Here is a 16907-nt window from a genome sequence, read left to right on the forward strand (position 1 = left end):
TTTATTTTAATGGCATTTCTCGATAAGTCTGTGTGTACTTTATGTAATCAGGCTTCACTCGCTCAAAACGGCTGGCTTTCGAAGTGAAAATGATAATTACGAAATCCTTTGGAGTATCCAAGAATGTGTATAGTTCTCCAATTTTCAGCTTGGTAACTTCCGAATAGTTTTCCAGCTGAAACCCTTTAAAACCATTGATCTCTACAGAGGCAGGAGCAGGAAGAGGTTTTAAGCTGTAAGGCTCTATACTGCTCTTAACCATAGAAGAATAAAATTTAGTTAATGTTGTTCCAAAAGATTTGGGATAGCGAGCAATCATTACAGATTCGTTATCGAAGGTATTGAGAAAACCGGAAAATTTGAATTCCTGCTCTTTCGAATATTGTGGATCAACTGTCCAACTGGATGGGAGACTGATTTGGGAAGCAGATTCATTCAGTGAATGATCTATCAGTTCCAATGTAGATTCAACTGTAAGAGTATCTGTTGGTTCATCATGATATATACGAACATGCTTTGCAGTTTCTTCAAAGAGAATCCGATCCTCTTCCGTCAGCCCACCATTCGATTCTAATGAAATAGTGTAAAAGTGGTGTTTGCTTTCGAAGTAAGCAGTGATGTATCCGATTTGACTTGAATCGTAATCCATTTCTGTTTCTTTTACATAAGAAGTGTATCCATCAATGGTTACTTCACTTGTCCGGAGCAATCGTTCCTTTTTCTTAGGTGAATCGGTACTAGTATTTTTAATTTCTTGTTGTATTCCAATATAATCTGTAAGGTTTATTTTTGAAGCTAGATCACTGCGTTTATATCGACTCATATTTAAGGTTTTACTCCCATCTGATGAAACTGCATGAACGAGTGAGATTGAATTAGGTTCATCCCCTGTTTTCCATTCACTAGGAAGCGTGACTTGAACTTCCTTTTGTTTGGAGTAGATGGTTTGACGATTCGGATTGGTTTCTTGCATTGGAATTTCAAGCTCTTTGTTTTCAATAAATGAGTTCTCCACATTGGTGTTGCTGGTGGTACAACCTGCAATTGCCACAATGATGCCAGTGACTAAGGTAACTTGTATGATTTTATTGGTGGATATCAAACTACAACGCTCCTCAGACAACGTATGTATTTTCACAATAATTGTTTGGTATTTTAGCTTATATGCTAGTTCAGGTAAATTAATCAGACATTTAAGGGTTCTCGTGATAACTTTTGATATGATTTCGGTAAGCCTCTTTGGTTTGTTCAAAAGTGCTGGCGGGAGCAATAAATTCAATAATTGTAAAGTTTTCAGGGTAATCGAAAACGGAAACCAGAAAACCTAGATTGCTTTTCCCAACTGTGGCCACAAATTCGTACTGAATCACGTTTCTACCGTCTATTTCTTCCTCATTTGAATTCAATTGCTTAACATCTTTGAAATTTTTCGATATATATTCGATATGGGCATCTGCCATAAAATCAAGAGGGGGAGATGAGTCACCGAAATCTGATTTTCTATATCTGGTTAGTGTTACAAGTTCATTACCTGTCGGATCTGCCGCTTTAATGTTTGTTTCTTTATTTTGTTTGAATTTTGTAATCCAACTGGAGGGAATCTGTAATTCAACTTCTTTATCAATATCTTTTACCACTTGGGTCGATGAATGAGAAGCGATACGATCTGATTTCAATTGATTATCGACGACATGGAGGGAAGAGGCTAATTGTTGGAACAGAACCCGATCCTCTTCGGTTAACTCATGTTGGATGATTAAAAGGGCACGATAATAATGATCTTCTTTTTTGAATGAAGCACTTATGTAATTGGTAGCCATACCATCGTAATTCATTGATCCTTCGCTCATATAGGATTCTTCTGAGTCTATGGTAGTTGTCGTATTTGAATCTTTAGCGTCTAGCATAACCTCATTACCAAAAGAGATGCCGTTTGGGGCAACTAACGCATACTCTTTCAAAGTGATCTCAGAAACCATATCAACTTGGCTGTTGCGTTGTACGACAAAATTATAATCCCCTTGCTTATTTACGACGCTCAAGAGAGCAGGGATTTTGTCACTGGAAAAAGTCGTCCAATCTGCCGGTACAGTGACACTAACTTTACGGTCATCAGAAAACAAATGGATATCATCCGCCTGCTCACTCGTTATATTGTTTGTTTCCGATACATTTGTGGCTGGAGGAGCATCACATCCTCCCAAAAGAGCCAGCAGCATTACGGTCACAGGTGCGATGTAACGAATTCCTTTTTCTAAAGAAGTTTTGTTTGAATTCAATAGTTTCAATTGTTTCTCTCCCAATATGGATAGTATAATACCAACAACACAAAGGATTATTTTACCATTATAGTATTATTATTAATATACAACTTTAGCATTAAATATCAGCAATACATGTGCAAATCTTCGATTCGCAAACATGAATTTACAAATCGGTTATAATAAAACATTTATTCTGATCACAGAATTTTTTAACGTTCAAGGGATGTAAAGAATATTAATGAACAAAACAAACTAGTCCTTGGCCCGAGTCTCCAATAAAATTTTCATAAAGTTGAGAAATGAGAAAATGCTGATGGGAAACATAGTGAATCATTTCAATAAAAACCTTTTAAGAGGAGATTGGATTAAATGAATATTAAAGATATTAAGAAATTACCTGATAGATTAACTACAGAAGTATTATTATCTTTATTTAGAAATGTGCTATTAGATTTTAAAAGTAAGCGTATGGATAAAGAGGAATTTTTGTTGATCCTCACCGAATTGACAGATCGACAATTGATGACTTATGAGTTGATAGAGGACAAAACAAGAAACGATGTAGATTTCACACTGAGCAGGTTATGGAATACGAAGTCTTATGAAGATGTAGACATTATACTCTCTATAGTTGTTAATCTTGGTTTAAAGGATTGTTATATAAGAATTAAGAGTCTGTAAAAGAAGATGATATTGACGACATAGCAATTCTGAATGAAATTCTAGAGACAATTATTGAGGTTGGAGATAATATTTCGAATCCTTACACTAATTTAGAACGATTTAAATTGCCCAAAAGCGAATTGTAATCCATACATAAAGACAGCTTAAGGGTACGACCTTTATCTTAAAGGGAAACGGCATTTTAGTTTCATTCTCGAATAATTCATTAATTTTTCTATAAAATAATCCGATTTTTAATATAGAAAGGAGTTGAATATCATTTTTCGGATTGTTTTACTTATTGGTGCTGCTATATTGGGTATTTGCGGTGGATTAGTGTTTTTTAATTTTTTCATTACTCTTCTGTTAACTACTGGAGAGGGATTCATTGTTTTTGAGGGACCGCCAAAGCTACATACCATCATGTATCTTTTATTAACACTTCTACCGTTTATAGTCGCTTTGTATGTTCTAAATAGGAGGGAACAATACGTAGCAATGTATACAATCTTTTTTTCTTTTATCTCCGCGTTCTTTATAAGGTTTATTTGGGTTACTGTATAACTTTATTCGATATTTTAAAACATATTATAAAAACGATAAAATCAAACCCGAAAACATTCCGAGTTACAAAACTAAGCTGGACTACACGTTTTTGCGGGCTCGCTGGTATGATCCGAGTGTTGGACGCTTTATCAGCGAGATTCGTTCGAGGGAGAATTTACAAATCCACTAAGTCTGAACCATTATACGTATGTGGAGAATAATCCGCTAAAATACGTAAACTTCACAGGTGAATCTAAACGTCCGACCAAAAATACGATGGAAGGGTTAGGACAAGGTAGTGGCAGTGCGAGGCAGGAAGAAGCTCCTCTAGCGGAAACATGGTGGCGGCCGAGGTGAAAACTCGAGAGGAGTCTGGTCAAAGCTTCCTTCTTCAGAATGTCCTTTCATTTAAAGGAGAACATAGATTCTCAGGTGCCGGGATCTTTCACGCGAAGACAAAACGTCTTATTGGACTTTAAGCCAAACAGATCTTGAAGAACTATCCTGGCTTCAGAAAAAGCCAAGAGGGGGTGTATTAAAAACAGATAGAAAGCAATTGGGAAGAACTATTACGTATGAGATTAAACATACCAATACCAAAGGTAAAATTATCCCTACCATCCGAGGAGACGATATCTCGTTTCATGTCAAAGTGGATTCAAAAGGCTGGTTGATGGAAGATTGGACCGTACCCGAAGTAAAAGGTACTGAGGAGTACCTTTCTGAATTAGAGGACGAATTTAAAAAAATCGCAGAACAGCAGGTGAAACAGTTTCTAGATAAAATACAACATAAATACAAAGTTGATGTTGGCGATTTTGGCGAACAACTGCGTATTAAACACCCAAAAGTATGGAGAAAATTCAAACCTGATTGGGATAAGAGATTTAGTGAAGTCCCGATAACTTATGATGTTAAGATCAAACTCGAGATACGTTTGTCGTAGCACAAAATAACTCCGAGAGTTTCTATGGTTCAATCAGCCAACCTATATAATTGAAATCCACCACAACGCATAAAGGTATCTTTGCAATTGGGTAACATGAAATCATTCATCGCGTATAGCTGAAGAGAATTCTATTGCAGCCATTTATTCCTCGTAACGAGATAATTATAATCCACCCTATAGCCCTAGTTAACTTTTGAGAGCTCTAATTACTACAGTATTATAATTGAATTATAATTAGAAAATTAAATGAAATTCTATCCATTCCTTATAGACAGCTTTTAATTGTAACTCAAAAGGCTACTCGAACTACTTCCCTCAACAAAATTGTGAAATAACCAAAGCAGATAAGCCAAATTATCTATGCAGAGATGGGTAGGATAATATAAATATCGGCATAAAAGCTCGAATTAGATTCAAATAAACGTGAAAGAGAAGAATAAGACTAATGGGTCAGCATCTTTCCTTATTGTTATACTGATAGGCCATGTCAGTTGGAATATAAGGCTTTCACCAATTAAAATGGCAACCCTCCTACTGGATAATTTCATAATACAAACATAAACGAAGACAAATTTTTCTAAAATACTATATAGTTTTTTTACTAATTCAGCCATGCTAGCGGGGGATTAATTGAAAAGTATAAAGGAGTTTTTGCGCGAGCTGCCCATTGTGGCTTTTAGATCAATCATAATTTACAATCCAGATGCCACTTTATTGCTTCCAACGGAGGAACGATCGGGGAAGTAAATGAAGGGGTAACGGACTGTTTAGGGTTTCAAAAAGAAGAAATCCACTAAATCATAAACACTGATAGTAGAGTTCGAAATAACTTCTAATAAATGGAACTTTTTGGCGTATAAAAACGTATTAACTTAGGAAAGGAGAGGACAAAATGACCATGATTATATTGGGTGCCTTACTCATTGCTCTCACATTGTACGATTACAAAAAACCAAATTCTCCATTGTCACGTTTATTAAAACGTCTTCCAGGTTTCAAAAGCGATATAGAGAATACACAATCTAACACTGCTATCGCTATAAGTACAGGTGTTGTATTTATGATGATTGGTGTCATTGCAAAGTTGTTGCCTTTTGTGTAATCAAATAATGACGTTGTGAAATTTTACCTTTATAATGATAACAATGGATAACTTATAGACTTAAATTCATCGGAGTGAGTGCATGATTTATATTACGGGAGATATTCATGGAACAACGAGCGTTAATAAACGGCTAAATAGAAGAAACTTTCCAGAACAAAAACACCTGACCAAAGAAGATTACGTCATCATTGCTGGAGACTTTGGATTGATATGGGATGGTAGTAATGAGGATCGATATTGGCTTAAGTGGCTGGACAAAACCAAGTCGTTCACCACTCTATTTGTAGATGGAAATCATGAGAACTTCGATTTGATTGAACAGTACCCCGTTGAGATTTGGAATGGTGGAAAGATACATAGGATAAACAATAGCGTTATCCATTTGATGCGAGGACAAGTATATAACATTGATGGCCAATCGTTTTTTACATTTGGTGGCGCAGCTTCTCATGATAAGGAATACCGAAAAGAAGGGAAGTCCTGGTGGCGTCGTGAAATGCCTTCACCAGAGGAATACATAGAAGGTTTGAGCAATCTAGAGAAGGCTGATTGGAAAGTAGATTACATGATCACCCATACCTGTTCGACCAAAGCATTAGAGTATATTAAAGCTCAACGTAACATCCACATGGAGGCGGATGAAATGCATTCATACTTCGAGGAAATGGAGCAGAAATTAGATTACAAAAAGTGGTACTTTGGGCATTTTCATCATGACTTTGAATTGCCGAATAAACAGCGATTGTTGTATACAGATATGATAAGGATCAACTAAATGAACAAAATTAGATGAAATAGATCGAGAAATCGCTCTATATAGGAAATAGTACAAACAGCGCATGTAATTTAAGGAGGAAACAATGAAATATTCCCCAATGACAGATATCGTGAAAAAGTTCAGTAATAATCAGAGGTTTTCGTATCATGTTGTGGTAAACATATATACTCGCCAGGATAATCACGATGATTATATCAATAGAAATGTTCGTATTGGTTCAAATGAAATATTAAGTAAGGATGAACTCACAGAAAGAGCAGTTCATGTCGTCTCAGGCCTTATTGACTCACAAGCGGAATTTAAGGATTGTGAACAAGTACAAATTGTAGGAGTTACTTTGGCTGGGGCCTATGACCGTGACTTAAATGACAACTAAGATCTAATGAAATTACATAATCCTGTTTTTATTAAAATTTTGTATTCACTATCATAACAATTGTTTGTACAGGGTTTAAAGGAGGAAGCGTTACTATGGATAGGCATTTTATGGTGTCTTTCTCTGTAGGGGTGGGATCACTTGTAATGCTCGTTCTTAATCTTATTTTTTATGGAGACAGTGTTGCCACTTTGCTATTAGGAGCATCTATAGCTTTTAACTTTGCAACGATGATAAAGTACTACCCCAAAGATTTCAAGATAGCCATGAAGAAGGTTTTTTGGAGAGAATAGTCGATAGTAAGACTGCTTTCAAAATCTTTATTCTCCAATAGTACTAGTTGGACGATATAGTGGAAAAAAGTTACGTTTATTACATAGTTGTTATTTAGATTGATTTGTACCCACCAAATTAAACTGAAAGGGGTGTATCTTAATCAAAAAGATTTGGCGAGATCATCCAAAATGGTTTTTAGTTATCTGGTTTTTGGTAATGGTTGCTCTTGTTATCAATCTCTTTAAAATGAATATGGGTGTTTCCATGCTTTCGATTTCAATTTTGAATATCGCCCAAGCGATACGGAGTTGGCGCAATGAGCGTCTCTTAGCAATAGCTTTCTTAATATTGGCTGTACTATGTATTTCACTATCAATCAATTTTTTCTTTTCTTAGTCAATCTTCATGGATCATTATCATTAGTAAGATGAAAAGTGTCCAAGTTGGAAGTATTTACTTCAGAGATAAAGAGCCTGTTCAATGGATTAAGAACTGTTAAGCGGCGTTAGTGTAGTCTTGACACACCAAGCATGGAACCATTGCTGTAGATATTAATAAACATGTAAATATTTCCAAAACAAAAAGGATTAACGGGGTTCGATACATAAGAGAAGCGGTAAGAATTGTTTACTTTATCCAATAATCCATGGCCAACTCTGATTAATTAATTTTAGAATAAAGGTGAATGATGTGCAAAATGACTATGTTTGGGGGATTTTCGTTGTTGATGAAACAATTAAGTTCCCTAATTTCTTTCCCATAGGTATCTACACTGCTCGTGATGTAGCTGTGAATGAAATCAATGCTTTACCAAGAGATCACAATTATCAATTGCTTCAACTGCCACTTAATCATAACTTCGGATATATCCATGAAAAGAGCGGTACATTAGTTGGCATGGATGCGATTTTTCATGAACATTTTCATTTTAAAGATGAAAGTTAATATGCATACACTGCATTCATTTTTTTGTTATACGCATTTAAATGGGGTTGTTAATTTGGATAAGGAGAGAGTGTAACTAGTGAAGATAGGTAACAAAGGATTAGCAATTGTAGCAGTTATTGCGTTTATTATATATTTTTCTTTAATGATTTTTAGAAGAACTCAGATAGGATGATAAAATGCAGTCTGTAAAAAGAATATGGGGAACACGGTGATAAAAGTCCTTCTACATTCTGAAGGATCTCTTCACAGTTGATATAGGTTCAGTAACCTGATTGGTTAACGTCCGCACACTTTAGCCGTTCCTCGCCACATGTCGACGGAATTTTTCCCACTACTTTCCTCGTCTTCTTTCTCTCAGCGAAAATATAATAGGGGGAAATTGCAACACCATTACATATAAAAAGAGGGATATAAGCATGGATTCAAAACGTTTCAAGTTTATCATCGCCGCGCTAACGCTTTGTAACACAGGTGCTTGCTCCAGATCGCTCGGCAGCAGCAAGCAAAACCATCGAACAACTACCAGAGCCGGAATGGAGCTATACGCTACCAGAAGGTTATACTTTTTGGAACACGCTCGATAGCTTGCAAAACAAGGAACGGATGTTTATTCAACTGAGCAAGAAAGTGAAGCTTTCGGCCTCCCAGACCAAAAACAGCGATAAGGTTTACGCGTCGATCGATCGCAACAATGGTTCTACGAGTTGGGTGTACGATTTCTCTGACATTGCCAACGACAAATCTTTTACTCCCTCGAAGTTTTATTCTGCTAGTAATGGCTATAGTTATTTTTACAAAATGAAAGGCGCTATCGCCTATGATTTCTCCGTTGTCGATCCGAAGGGGAAATTGAAATGGACAAAACATATAACCGATTCGTATACGCCGTTGGTGTTCGACAGCGGTAACATTGTCATTCGTTCCTACGTCCCCCACAAACCAACTTCCATTACCTTCACCGAATACAACCAGGGCGGGAAACAGATACGAAAGCTAAACTTAACCAACAAATGGACTTCAGGAATATTAGAGGTACTTCCAAACGGCTATGTGACGCATGAATTGCCTGAGCAAGGCAGCATAAGTGTTTACCGGAGCCTGAGTGCACTGAAAACACCGTTAGTCACCTATACAGCTCCCAAATCGATGAAAAATCCATATTTCGAGGTGAAGTCATTCAAAGGTGGATCCTTTATCGTTTATTTAAGCAGTAAAAATGGTAAGCTGGTCATTAGCTACGATAATAAAGGCAAGAAGAAGTGGGTGCGTACTCTAAATGTGAATGATCAGATTGATATTACGGGCAACAACTATTTGGTTCGGAACGACAACGTATATAGGCTGTATAGCAAGGACAATCAGCTCCTCGGTAAGCAGCAGATTGGCGAGATTGGCGATAAGAACTGGATTTACCATATGACGCCTTCAGGCGAGATTACCGTAGAGAAGCAGTATCAGTGGCAGGAGCGTCCACCTATAATTGATGAGAACCTGTTTGAGGGAGATTGGGCCAGGGAAGATTTCTACGTGCTTGACCCGGGAAATTTGCAGATCAAATACCATCTCTCTACGCTGTGGCTCGATCAAAAGGCCGGGCACATGTATATTTATGCCGGAAACGGTGAGCTTTATCTCACGAACGAGTTCTTCGATAACACCTTGACCAAATATATACTGAAATAGCTCAGCGAGATAAATTCCCTGAATCGTTCTTCCAAACATGCGTAATTCCTCCAGTACATCGCCAAGTGACGTATAGCACTGGCGGTGGCTCTTGAATTATAAAATCAGTTTTTTTTTTCATTCACTTTCAACTCCCAACAATGAAGCCCATACATAAGCAAAGCCGCTGCTCTCATTCGGAGTATGCGGCTTATTATGTATGAACAGAATGAATGAGCCTAAGGACATCCAGAAATTTTATGGTAATACTAGATCGGCCTGATTTGGGAAGGGCTGAACTGGAGTGAATACTTTTGTTTTTAAGATCGTATAAAGCTTATTTTATGATCCCTCTCCAAGGTTTCTAATGGAATTAAGTTTATCGTAGAATAATAAGACTTGATCAAAAGCATGAATCCCACACCCCTTTAAACAACGATAAGTTCTTGTATTTCTTTCCTCCATAAGCAGTGATTCGATTGTTTAGTTTAAAATATAAATAGGGAGTAGAGCATATGGTCGATAATAATACCTGGAGCGCGGAGTATTCTCCTGTTGATATGCGTGTAGTAAGGTTAGTAGTAAAAAAATGGTGTATACAGTTTCCTTCGGAGTACATTAATTTTATTCAAAAATATCACGGTGCAGAGCCTGTACAACGGACGTTGAATGTCAATAAAAAGAAAGTTATGTTTTCTTCCTTCTTAACTTTCATCGCATTTGATGATTTTGATATATTGGATGTATATAATGAGCAAAAGAACTGTCTTCCTCTTAATCATTTTCCTCTTGCCATAGATGAGGAGGGTAACCTGTTTTGCTTTAATTTCAGCAACTTGCCTCATCCTAGTATTATTTATGTAGAAACAATACGTTCTGCCGATCCTCAGGGTATTTATATCGCATCAGACTTTACAGAGTTCATCCAACAATTTAATTAGTTGATCTAACTTCAGTATGGCTAATTCTATACTTGATTCCTGTGCTAAATGAATACAGAAATTATTATAAATGGAGTAGATCAGCGAAACACTACCTTCACATTGAGTTACGTGATTTGCTGGACTCTAAAACTAGTGAGGATACGAGAGACCAAAAGATCGAATTGACTATATGTGAAACTAGAGATGAACTCTCCAAGGCTACTAGGGATACCTACACTAGTGTCTTCCTTGCAGATAAATAAATCATTATAAAATAGAATGTCTTAAACTCGGAATTCTCGGCTGCACATCCTGTGCAGAAACTCGTTATGCCAAGAGTTACTTCAGGGCAAGGGGCTGACAGGAAGCCAACCCAGAATGGAAACAATTCGTACCAATTCATACTAGATATAAATAGAACATTTTAAATGTTATAATGATTAAGTCTTATTCGAAAGGCGATACTGGGAGGGAAAACAAAGTGACTCACGTACCTGAAAAGTGGTCCAGCCTTGAAGAAATTGCCGAACATTTGGGCGTTAGCAAGGACAGCATCCGGAATTGGATTAAGAAAGACGCCATTCCGTACCGACGAATTGGTAAACAGTTCAAGTTCAAGGTTTCAGTAGTTGACGCTTGGGTAGACAGCGGCAAGAGCGCTGAGATTGAGTAAGCTGCCGACGAAAACAAGTCAAAGATTTAAAACCAAAAGATCCCTTCAATGAAGAGATCTTTTTTGTTTAATCGGTAACCAGAATACTGTCCTTATGATGCACTTCCCTTAGTTTATTTGATTATTAACCCTTTGTTATACGAATCGGGCTGCAACTTAGTTCGCAGATTAGATAAGTCTCCATCTAAATTCTTCAGGTTTGGGAGGAATGCTGCAGCTGCAGAACATAGAATTGGCAAAAGTCCCAATGACAAGAATAGAAAAGGCAAACCATACACTTCTGCAATCGCTGCACCTGCAAAAGCACCGATAGGCTGTAAACCACCACCAATGAGGAATCGGATGGAGTTGACTCTGCCTTGTATGGAGCTAGGCACAAGTGTACCGTGCAAGGATGAACTAAGAGAACCAAAGAAAGGTCCGGCTGCTCCAGCAGCACATAAGGCGAAAAGCGCAAAAGGGTAGCTCGGAAATAGACCCAGTAAGGCATTAAACAGACCGGTAGCAGCCAGGCTGCACAACATGAAAGTTCGTCGTTTTTTTATCTCACCTATCCATGAAATGACTGCTAGTCCGGCGAGTGTGCCAAATGCAGAAGCCGTGGTCAGTGTGCCCATCGCCGCGGCATCTCGATGTAATACCTCACGGACAAAAGGAATCATCATGGTCCAGATAGCGACAGAGGACATATTACTAATGGATACCATACCCATAATCAAAAGCATCGCTGGAAACTTCCGATAAAAAGAAAAACCCTGTCGAATATCTTTAATATAAACTTGGAGTGAGAAGGACTCTTCTGGTGATACAGGCTTCTGCATTGCTGGCAGATAGAGCAGTGTAATGATTGCCGCAGTGTAACACACGGCGTTGATTCCAAGCGTCGGTAACGCTCCAGTGGCAGAGGTCAGAGCCCCAGCTAAAGCTGGCCCTAAAAGCGCAGCAGCATTACGGCTGCCATCTATTACAGCAAATGCACGCATCAGTTTTTGTTCATTTGCTACCTCAGGTACAACAGCCATCGCTGTCGGCAAAAACAAAGCAGAACATGCACCGCTGAGTACTGCAGCTATAAATAGATGCCACAGTTGTAGCTGACCTGCGAGCCCCAGACTCAGTGGCAACAAGAGAGCAAGTAATCGCACAGCAGCAAGCATAGCCATAAACCGGCCCCGATGCAGCCGGTCAGATAGTGGGGAACCAAGCAACCTAAGACTAACTTCAGGAATGGTATAACACAGCGCCATCGCCCCCATGGCTAGCTTTGAAGCTGTTATTTCATAGACGAGCCATTCCATAGCTAGGAGGCCGAATACATCACCGAAAGAACTAAGGGAAACCGTAGCTAGTAAACCGTAATAACTTCGCTTAAACATGAGAGTTCCTCCGTATGTATGAGTTAAAGCGATACTCCTCTGTTTCAGTCTTCGATATACGTAGCAATCTCACCTGAAAGTTTATTCAGAGCCTCACGACGCAGGCTGTAAGAAGTACTTTTATGATCCACATGCACGATCACTAAACCAGCTGCCCGTAAGGCAATGAGGTGGTAATGTATCGTGCTTTTGGACAGGTTAACCTCACGGACAATCTCGGTAAAGGTTAAATGTCTATCTGCCAGCAAGCGAAGGATATAGAGCCTAGTTTCATCCGATAATGCTCTTGTTAGGCGCATCAAGCCATGCGCTGGGCGACCCGGGGCAGGCGGAAGAATGTCGCAAGAGTAGTGAGTAAAAATCACTTCGTCAAAAATGACGGAGGTGACAAAGGGCCGAGCGTGATACTGAGGGATGAGTATCACTTTTTTCAGATGTGAATTGGGATATAAACGCATGCCCTCTGTAACCTGCTCATAGATCTCTTGGTTATTGGTTCCGTTTAAATGTGAGCGTCTGGTTTCCGCTTCCTGTGCAAGACCCTTTAATATTGATGGATCAATGTGCTGGAAGTACGCGGAATCCCATTCCCTCAGCGCTTCGGCTGTCCGATTGCGAAGCTCCGGAAGGTTAGAGGGTACAGATAACTTCAAACCTGCAGCAATATCATATAACTGGCCAGTGGACAGATCTTCAAGCCAATTCAAGAATCCGGCCACCGATCGCTCTCCCGGGCAAGTCCAGATATACGGAGCAAGGTTGAAACCGTCAGTAGCCTTCATGGTGTCACGCATCTGCAGAATCTTAGCCGGTGCAAAGCGATCCTGCACTTCACGAACCCATAGCTTTCCAGCTTCTAGTGCGTTGTGATTTTGCTTATTCATGAAAGCAGTCAAGCTACTCACACATTCATAGATTGGAGCAAAATCAACTTCTATGCTGTATTCCATAATAATTCAACTCCATTTTGTTCTATATTTATAGAACTTAATTTTGTTTTATTATATACGAACATTTTTGGTCTTACAACATAAATCTTCCACATGTATTACCGACCTACATGTTTATGAGAAAAATGTTCTCCTTCTAAGTATTAGATCTGGAAAGCCACACGTCCCAGTTATTATTGTGGCTTTTGTTAGATCAATGAAAATATATTCTAAATTATTTAATTATGTTGTTAAGATACGGATAGGGAAACTTTACAGTTAAATGTAACTTATTGGATTTATTTGCGTCTATTGTAATGAAGATTAATTTAGTAGGAGGAGTAAGGGATGTATGTAAAAAAGTTTTTGCTGGCAAGTACGCTTATCTTAAGTGTTGCTTTAATAGCGGGTTGTGGATCTGACGAAGCCAAGGCACCCGATTCAGATCTCTCCACGGATCAAGAGACTAATAAAACAGAAGCAAATGAACAAGTCAAAGAAAACCAACAAGTGTATATTGATGAGAGTGGTCATGAGGGTGACGAATTAGAATTAATTAAGATTGTAAATTTATCAACGAAATATAGAAATGAAGGCAACGAAGAAGAGTACTTGAAACTGTTTAACCCCAATAATATGAAAACATTAACTCCGATGAAAATTGAAAGCATCCAGCTTGAATCGGTAAACTTTAGGTCTGAGAATGTTGGGACAGTTAGAACAACTATAAAATACGATACAAAGGAAGAACCTGGCGAAGCGCTATTCATATTCGAAAAAACGGATAACAAGTGGATTATTTCCGGTACAGATTAAAGTAAACTAAAATGCAGTACCCAATAAGGGTACTGCATTTTGTATAAACAAATCTTAAACCCAATCGGTTGCTTCTACAGCGACCATTGTATACACAGGACGTTGCTTATTACCTGGGTCGTAGGAGACCGGTGAAGGATTACCGTTGCGAACTACGGAATATTTCATTTGAGAAGAGTCGCCACCATCCAGCATAATAGCTAGATTACATCCACGGTTGATCATGAATTGACGTACTTCATAAGCATTTTCTGACTCGAACACTGCCAACCAGATTTTAGAGCCGTCCCATCCAATTGCAGTCCGCGGGCGCTTAATACTAGGACTGAACCGGTAAGCGTTTTGAGTGTTTGCTTTAGCTGGGGTGCAAGAGTCTGCATCGCCAGTTCCATTGATGGCAGTATAAAAGGCAGAAGCACTGGCATAAGACACATTAGGGAACAGACTGTATCCACCGATTGCCCATTTAATATTGCTCAAGCTAGTTTCCGTATAAGCATTAACTACCCCTGTTGAAATAGCATTCCCACCATTGTAACAATACATCGTTCCTCGTTTTGTCGCAGTACCACATGGTCCTTGATTGAGATGTCCATTGGTGTGAACTCTTGAACCGTTTTGCATGGCAATACCGGTTAATTGTCCATTCGAAAGATTGAAGAAGGTACCGTTGACTCCAAATTTGGGTTGGTTGACCACAGCGGTAGCTCCGATATTACGAAGTACAATGGCACCCAAATCTGCTTTGATAGCGTGAACTAATTTTCCGTTGTGTGCATACTGAATATGTTGAGCGACTGTCATAGAAAAACCTCCATAATAGGTATATTGTAAGTTCGAATTTAGCGGCCGCTTATTCGCTCTTCATATATAAAGGTGATTTGGACAGAAATTTACAACCAATCTTTGAATTTAAATAGGCGCGGTTTCTAAAGGTGGGTTTTCAGTTAGAGGGTTGAATTGAGATACATATAATCTGAAGTAGCTTTTAGATCTAATGAATCTTCCAAATATACTGCTAAAACAAAATATCATTCTTTAAGAAAGCATTTGTGAGTCACTTTTGATTGGGAAGAGGGAGTTACTTCTTGATCACAAACCTCAAAGGTATACCTGAACCGAGATTACTTTACAAAATGCTAAGTGATCTCTCTCTAATATTTAGATACCTTTTATGTATAATTTATGTTATTTTGTATTTGTTGGATATATAATACATATTATATAGGAGGTGATTTTATGGCAGGATGTCCAACGGGATGGACCTACAGTAGTCAATGTAACGATCAATATTCATGTAACCTTAATCAAGTATGTAGTACTATACCAGTTGTGGAATATACTTGGTACAGACATGAATATCACAGATGTAGAAACAATAGTACTGGAGCAACTGACTGCTTTTGGGCAGATAGTCACTATTCTCAATGTTGCTAACGTAAAAAAACTAGTAGGGTATTCACATCCTACTAGTTTTTTTTATATGGAAATACGATTAAATCACTGTTGGCTATAATTGTGACTTTTTAGATTCCATTAATTAATCCATATTTTTGGGATGAAGAAGATTTCCATCATTGGAATTGCTACTAAGCCAGCTAGTAATAAGATCTTGAGCATACTCTAGATCTTCAGGATCAATATCATAATACCACGTAGTACCTCTCATTTTGCCATTACCTTGTAACATGTAATTTTCAATTTCAGGTGCTGAATCCTTCAAATAAACCGTTTCTGCTAAATTCAGAATAAATTCAGAATCCATATTCGTAGTGAAATTAGAACCAGCAATATCAATTAATTCTGGAATCTTAGAAATATTTTTCATTTCTAAAGCTTTATCCATCAAGGAACTAATAAAAATTCGTTGGCGTTCGGTACGCTTAAAATCAGAATCTTCACGATATCGGACATAACTTAATGCGTCTGCACCATAATAGATGGGCTTATTGGGCTCTACTCTTAATTTTTCATGAATTGGGTTTTTATTTTCAATCACTTCAGTTATCGGAAGTTTCACTCCACCTATTGCATCAACAATATCTTTCAGTCCGTTAAAATTTACTGCAGCGTAGTAATTCACTTTGTTTTTCAAAAGATTTTCGACCGTATCAATACTCATTTTTGCTCCACCATGAGCATATGCAGAGTTTATCTTTGATGTAACGTCCCTCCCTATGATATCGGTATAGGAATCCCTTGGAATAGAGAGCAATAATATTTTATCATCTTTAGGTCGAATTACAGAATAAATAATGGTATCTGATCTACTAGGTTCTCCTTCACGTTGGTCGATACCAAGAAGTAATAAGGAGAAGGGTTCACTTAACTCTATTTTTGGGCTCTGAGATTCATATCCGACTGGTTTATATGATTTGTTTAATGTCGTCTTAACATCTTTTTTCAACACTGCATTAAATGCAAAAACAGATAGTTCTTTTCTAAACAGATAACCTATACCACAAAGAAGAATAAGTGTTGAAAGTGATATTATAGCCACTTTTTTTTTGTTAAACTTTTTACGTTTGCTTTGTTTTCTTGATACCATGAAAAGTGCCACTCCTTTTAAATGATAAATAAAAATGGAAAACGGGTTCCAAGAGGGCAAAAATGATGTCCTCTT

17 protein-coding genes are annotated in these 16907 nt (G+C 38.0%); 11 read left to right on the forward strand and 6 right to left on the reverse strand.

All coding sequences use genetic code 11. From position 1 onward, the window contains the following. Position 1: 1 nt before the first annotated feature. The gene (locus MHB82_RS31095; RefSeq protein WP_341176956.1) at positions 2–1102 is read right to left on the reverse strand and encodes a hypothetical protein; all 1101 of its coding nucleotides are present in this window, start codon (positions 1100–1102) and stop codon (positions 2–4) included. A 91-nt stretch (positions 1103–1193) separates the two neighbouring features. Beyond that, positions 1194–2288: a hypothetical protein gene (locus tag MHB82_RS31100; RefSeq protein ID WP_341176957.1), complete on the reverse strand. Its 1095-nt coding sequence runs from the start codon at positions 2286–2288 to the stop codon at positions 1194–1196. A gap of 345 nt (positions 2289–2633) precedes the next feature. Between MHB82_RS31100 and MHB82_RS31105 the strand changes: the two genes are divergently transcribed. The 10 genes from MHB82_RS31105 (at position 2634) to MHB82_RS31150 (ending at position 11163) form a co-directional block, all read left to right on the forward strand. Beyond that, positions 2634–2945, forward strand: a complete 312-nt coding sequence (locus MHB82_RS31105) for a hypothetical protein (protein ID WP_341176958.1) — start codon at positions 2634–2636, stop codon at positions 2943–2945. A gap of 952 nt (positions 2946–3897) precedes the next feature. Continuing rightward, positions 3898–4419, forward strand: coding sequence for a Ger(x)C family spore germination C-terminal domain-containing protein (locus MHB82_RS31110; RefSeq protein WP_341177133.1), 522 nt, complete (start codon positions 3898–3900; stop codon positions 4417–4419). 895 nt (positions 4420–5314) lie between these two features. Further along, positions 5315–5524 carry a hypothetical protein gene (locus MHB82_RS31115; protein ID WP_341176959.1) on the forward strand — a complete coding sequence of 70 codons (210 nt, stop codon included), beginning with the start codon at positions 5315–5317 and terminating at the stop codon, positions 5522–5524. 82 nt (positions 5525–5606) lie between these two features. Continuing rightward, the gene (locus tag MHB82_RS31120; RefSeq protein ID WP_341176960.1) at positions 5607–6302 is read left to right on the forward strand and encodes a metallophosphoesterase family protein; all 696 of its coding nucleotides are present in this window, start codon (positions 5607–5609) and stop codon (positions 6300–6302) included. Between the two features lie 85 nt (positions 6303–6387). After that, positions 6388–6681 (forward strand): hypothetical protein, encoded by a 294-nt coding sequence (locus MHB82_RS31125; protein WP_341176961.1) that lies wholly within the window; start codon positions 6388–6390, stop codon positions 6679–6681. 95 nt (positions 6682–6776) lie between these two features. Continuing rightward, a complete protein-coding gene (locus MHB82_RS31130) occupies positions 6777–6974 on the forward strand; it encodes a hypothetical protein (RefSeq protein WP_341176962.1) in 198 nt (65 codons plus the stop codon). Between the two features lie 664 nt (positions 6975–7638). Beyond that, a complete protein-coding gene (locus tag MHB82_RS31135) occupies positions 7639–7902 on the forward strand; it encodes a hypothetical protein (RefSeq protein ID WP_341176963.1) in 264 nt (87 codons plus the stop codon). Positions 7903–8376: 474 nt separating this feature from the next. Then, positions 8377–9588: a hypothetical protein gene (locus MHB82_RS31140; RefSeq protein WP_341176964.1), complete on the forward strand. Its 1212-nt coding sequence runs from the start codon at positions 8377–8379 to the stop codon at positions 9586–9588. 494 nt (positions 9589–10082) lie between these two features. Then, positions 10083–10508, forward strand: coding sequence for an SMI1/KNR4 family protein (locus MHB82_RS31145; protein WP_341176965.1), 426 nt, complete (start codon positions 10083–10085; stop codon positions 10506–10508). A 463-nt stretch (positions 10509–10971) separates the two neighbouring features. Next, positions 10972–11163 carry a helix-turn-helix transcriptional regulator gene (locus MHB82_RS31150; protein ID WP_341176966.1) on the forward strand — a complete coding sequence of 64 codons (192 nt, stop codon included), beginning with the start codon at positions 10972–10974 and terminating at the stop codon, positions 11161–11163. Between the two features lie 113 nt (positions 11164–11276). Here the strand turns inward: MHB82_RS31150 and MHB82_RS31155 are convergent, their stop codons facing one another. Together MHB82_RS31155 and MHB82_RS31160 are read right to left on the reverse strand one after the other, a co-directional pair. Further along, the gene (locus MHB82_RS31155; RefSeq protein ID WP_341176967.1) at positions 11277–12539 is read right to left on the reverse strand and encodes an MFS transporter; all 1263 of its coding nucleotides are present in this window, start codon (positions 12537–12539) and stop codon (positions 11277–11279) included. Positions 12540–12583: 44 nt separating this feature from the next. Next, complete coding sequence (locus MHB82_RS31160) at positions 12584–13489, reverse strand: ArsR/SmtB family transcription factor (protein WP_341176968.1); 906 nt, start codon at positions 13487–13489, stop codon at positions 12584–12586. Between the two features lie 327 nt (positions 13490–13816). On the opposite strand from MHB82_RS31160, the gene MHB82_RS31165 reads away from it, so the two are divergent. After that, a complete protein-coding gene (locus MHB82_RS31165) occupies positions 13817–14284 on the forward strand; it encodes a hypothetical protein (protein WP_341176969.1) in 468 nt (155 codons plus the stop codon). A 54-nt stretch (positions 14285–14338) separates the two neighbouring features. Here MHB82_RS31165 and MHB82_RS31170 read toward each other — a convergent pair whose 3' ends face one another. Both MHB82_RS31170 and MHB82_RS31175 read right to left on the reverse strand, forming a co-directional pair. After that, a complete protein-coding gene (locus MHB82_RS31170) occupies positions 14339–15088 on the reverse strand; it encodes a phosphodiester glycosidase family protein (protein ID WP_341176970.1) in 750 nt (249 codons plus the stop codon). Between the two features lie 736 nt (positions 15089–15824). Next, on the reverse strand, positions 15825–16832 hold the full coding sequence (locus MHB82_RS31175) for an LCP family protein (RefSeq protein WP_341176971.1): 1008 nt from the start codon (positions 16830–16832) through the stop codon (positions 15825–15827). Positions 16833–16907 lie beyond the last annotated feature (75 nt).

Source organism: Paenibacillus sp. FSL K6-2862, assembly GCF_038005125.1.
Lineage (GTDB): Bacteria > Bacillota > Bacilli > Paenibacillales > Paenibacillaceae > Paenibacillus > Paenibacillus illinoisensis_A.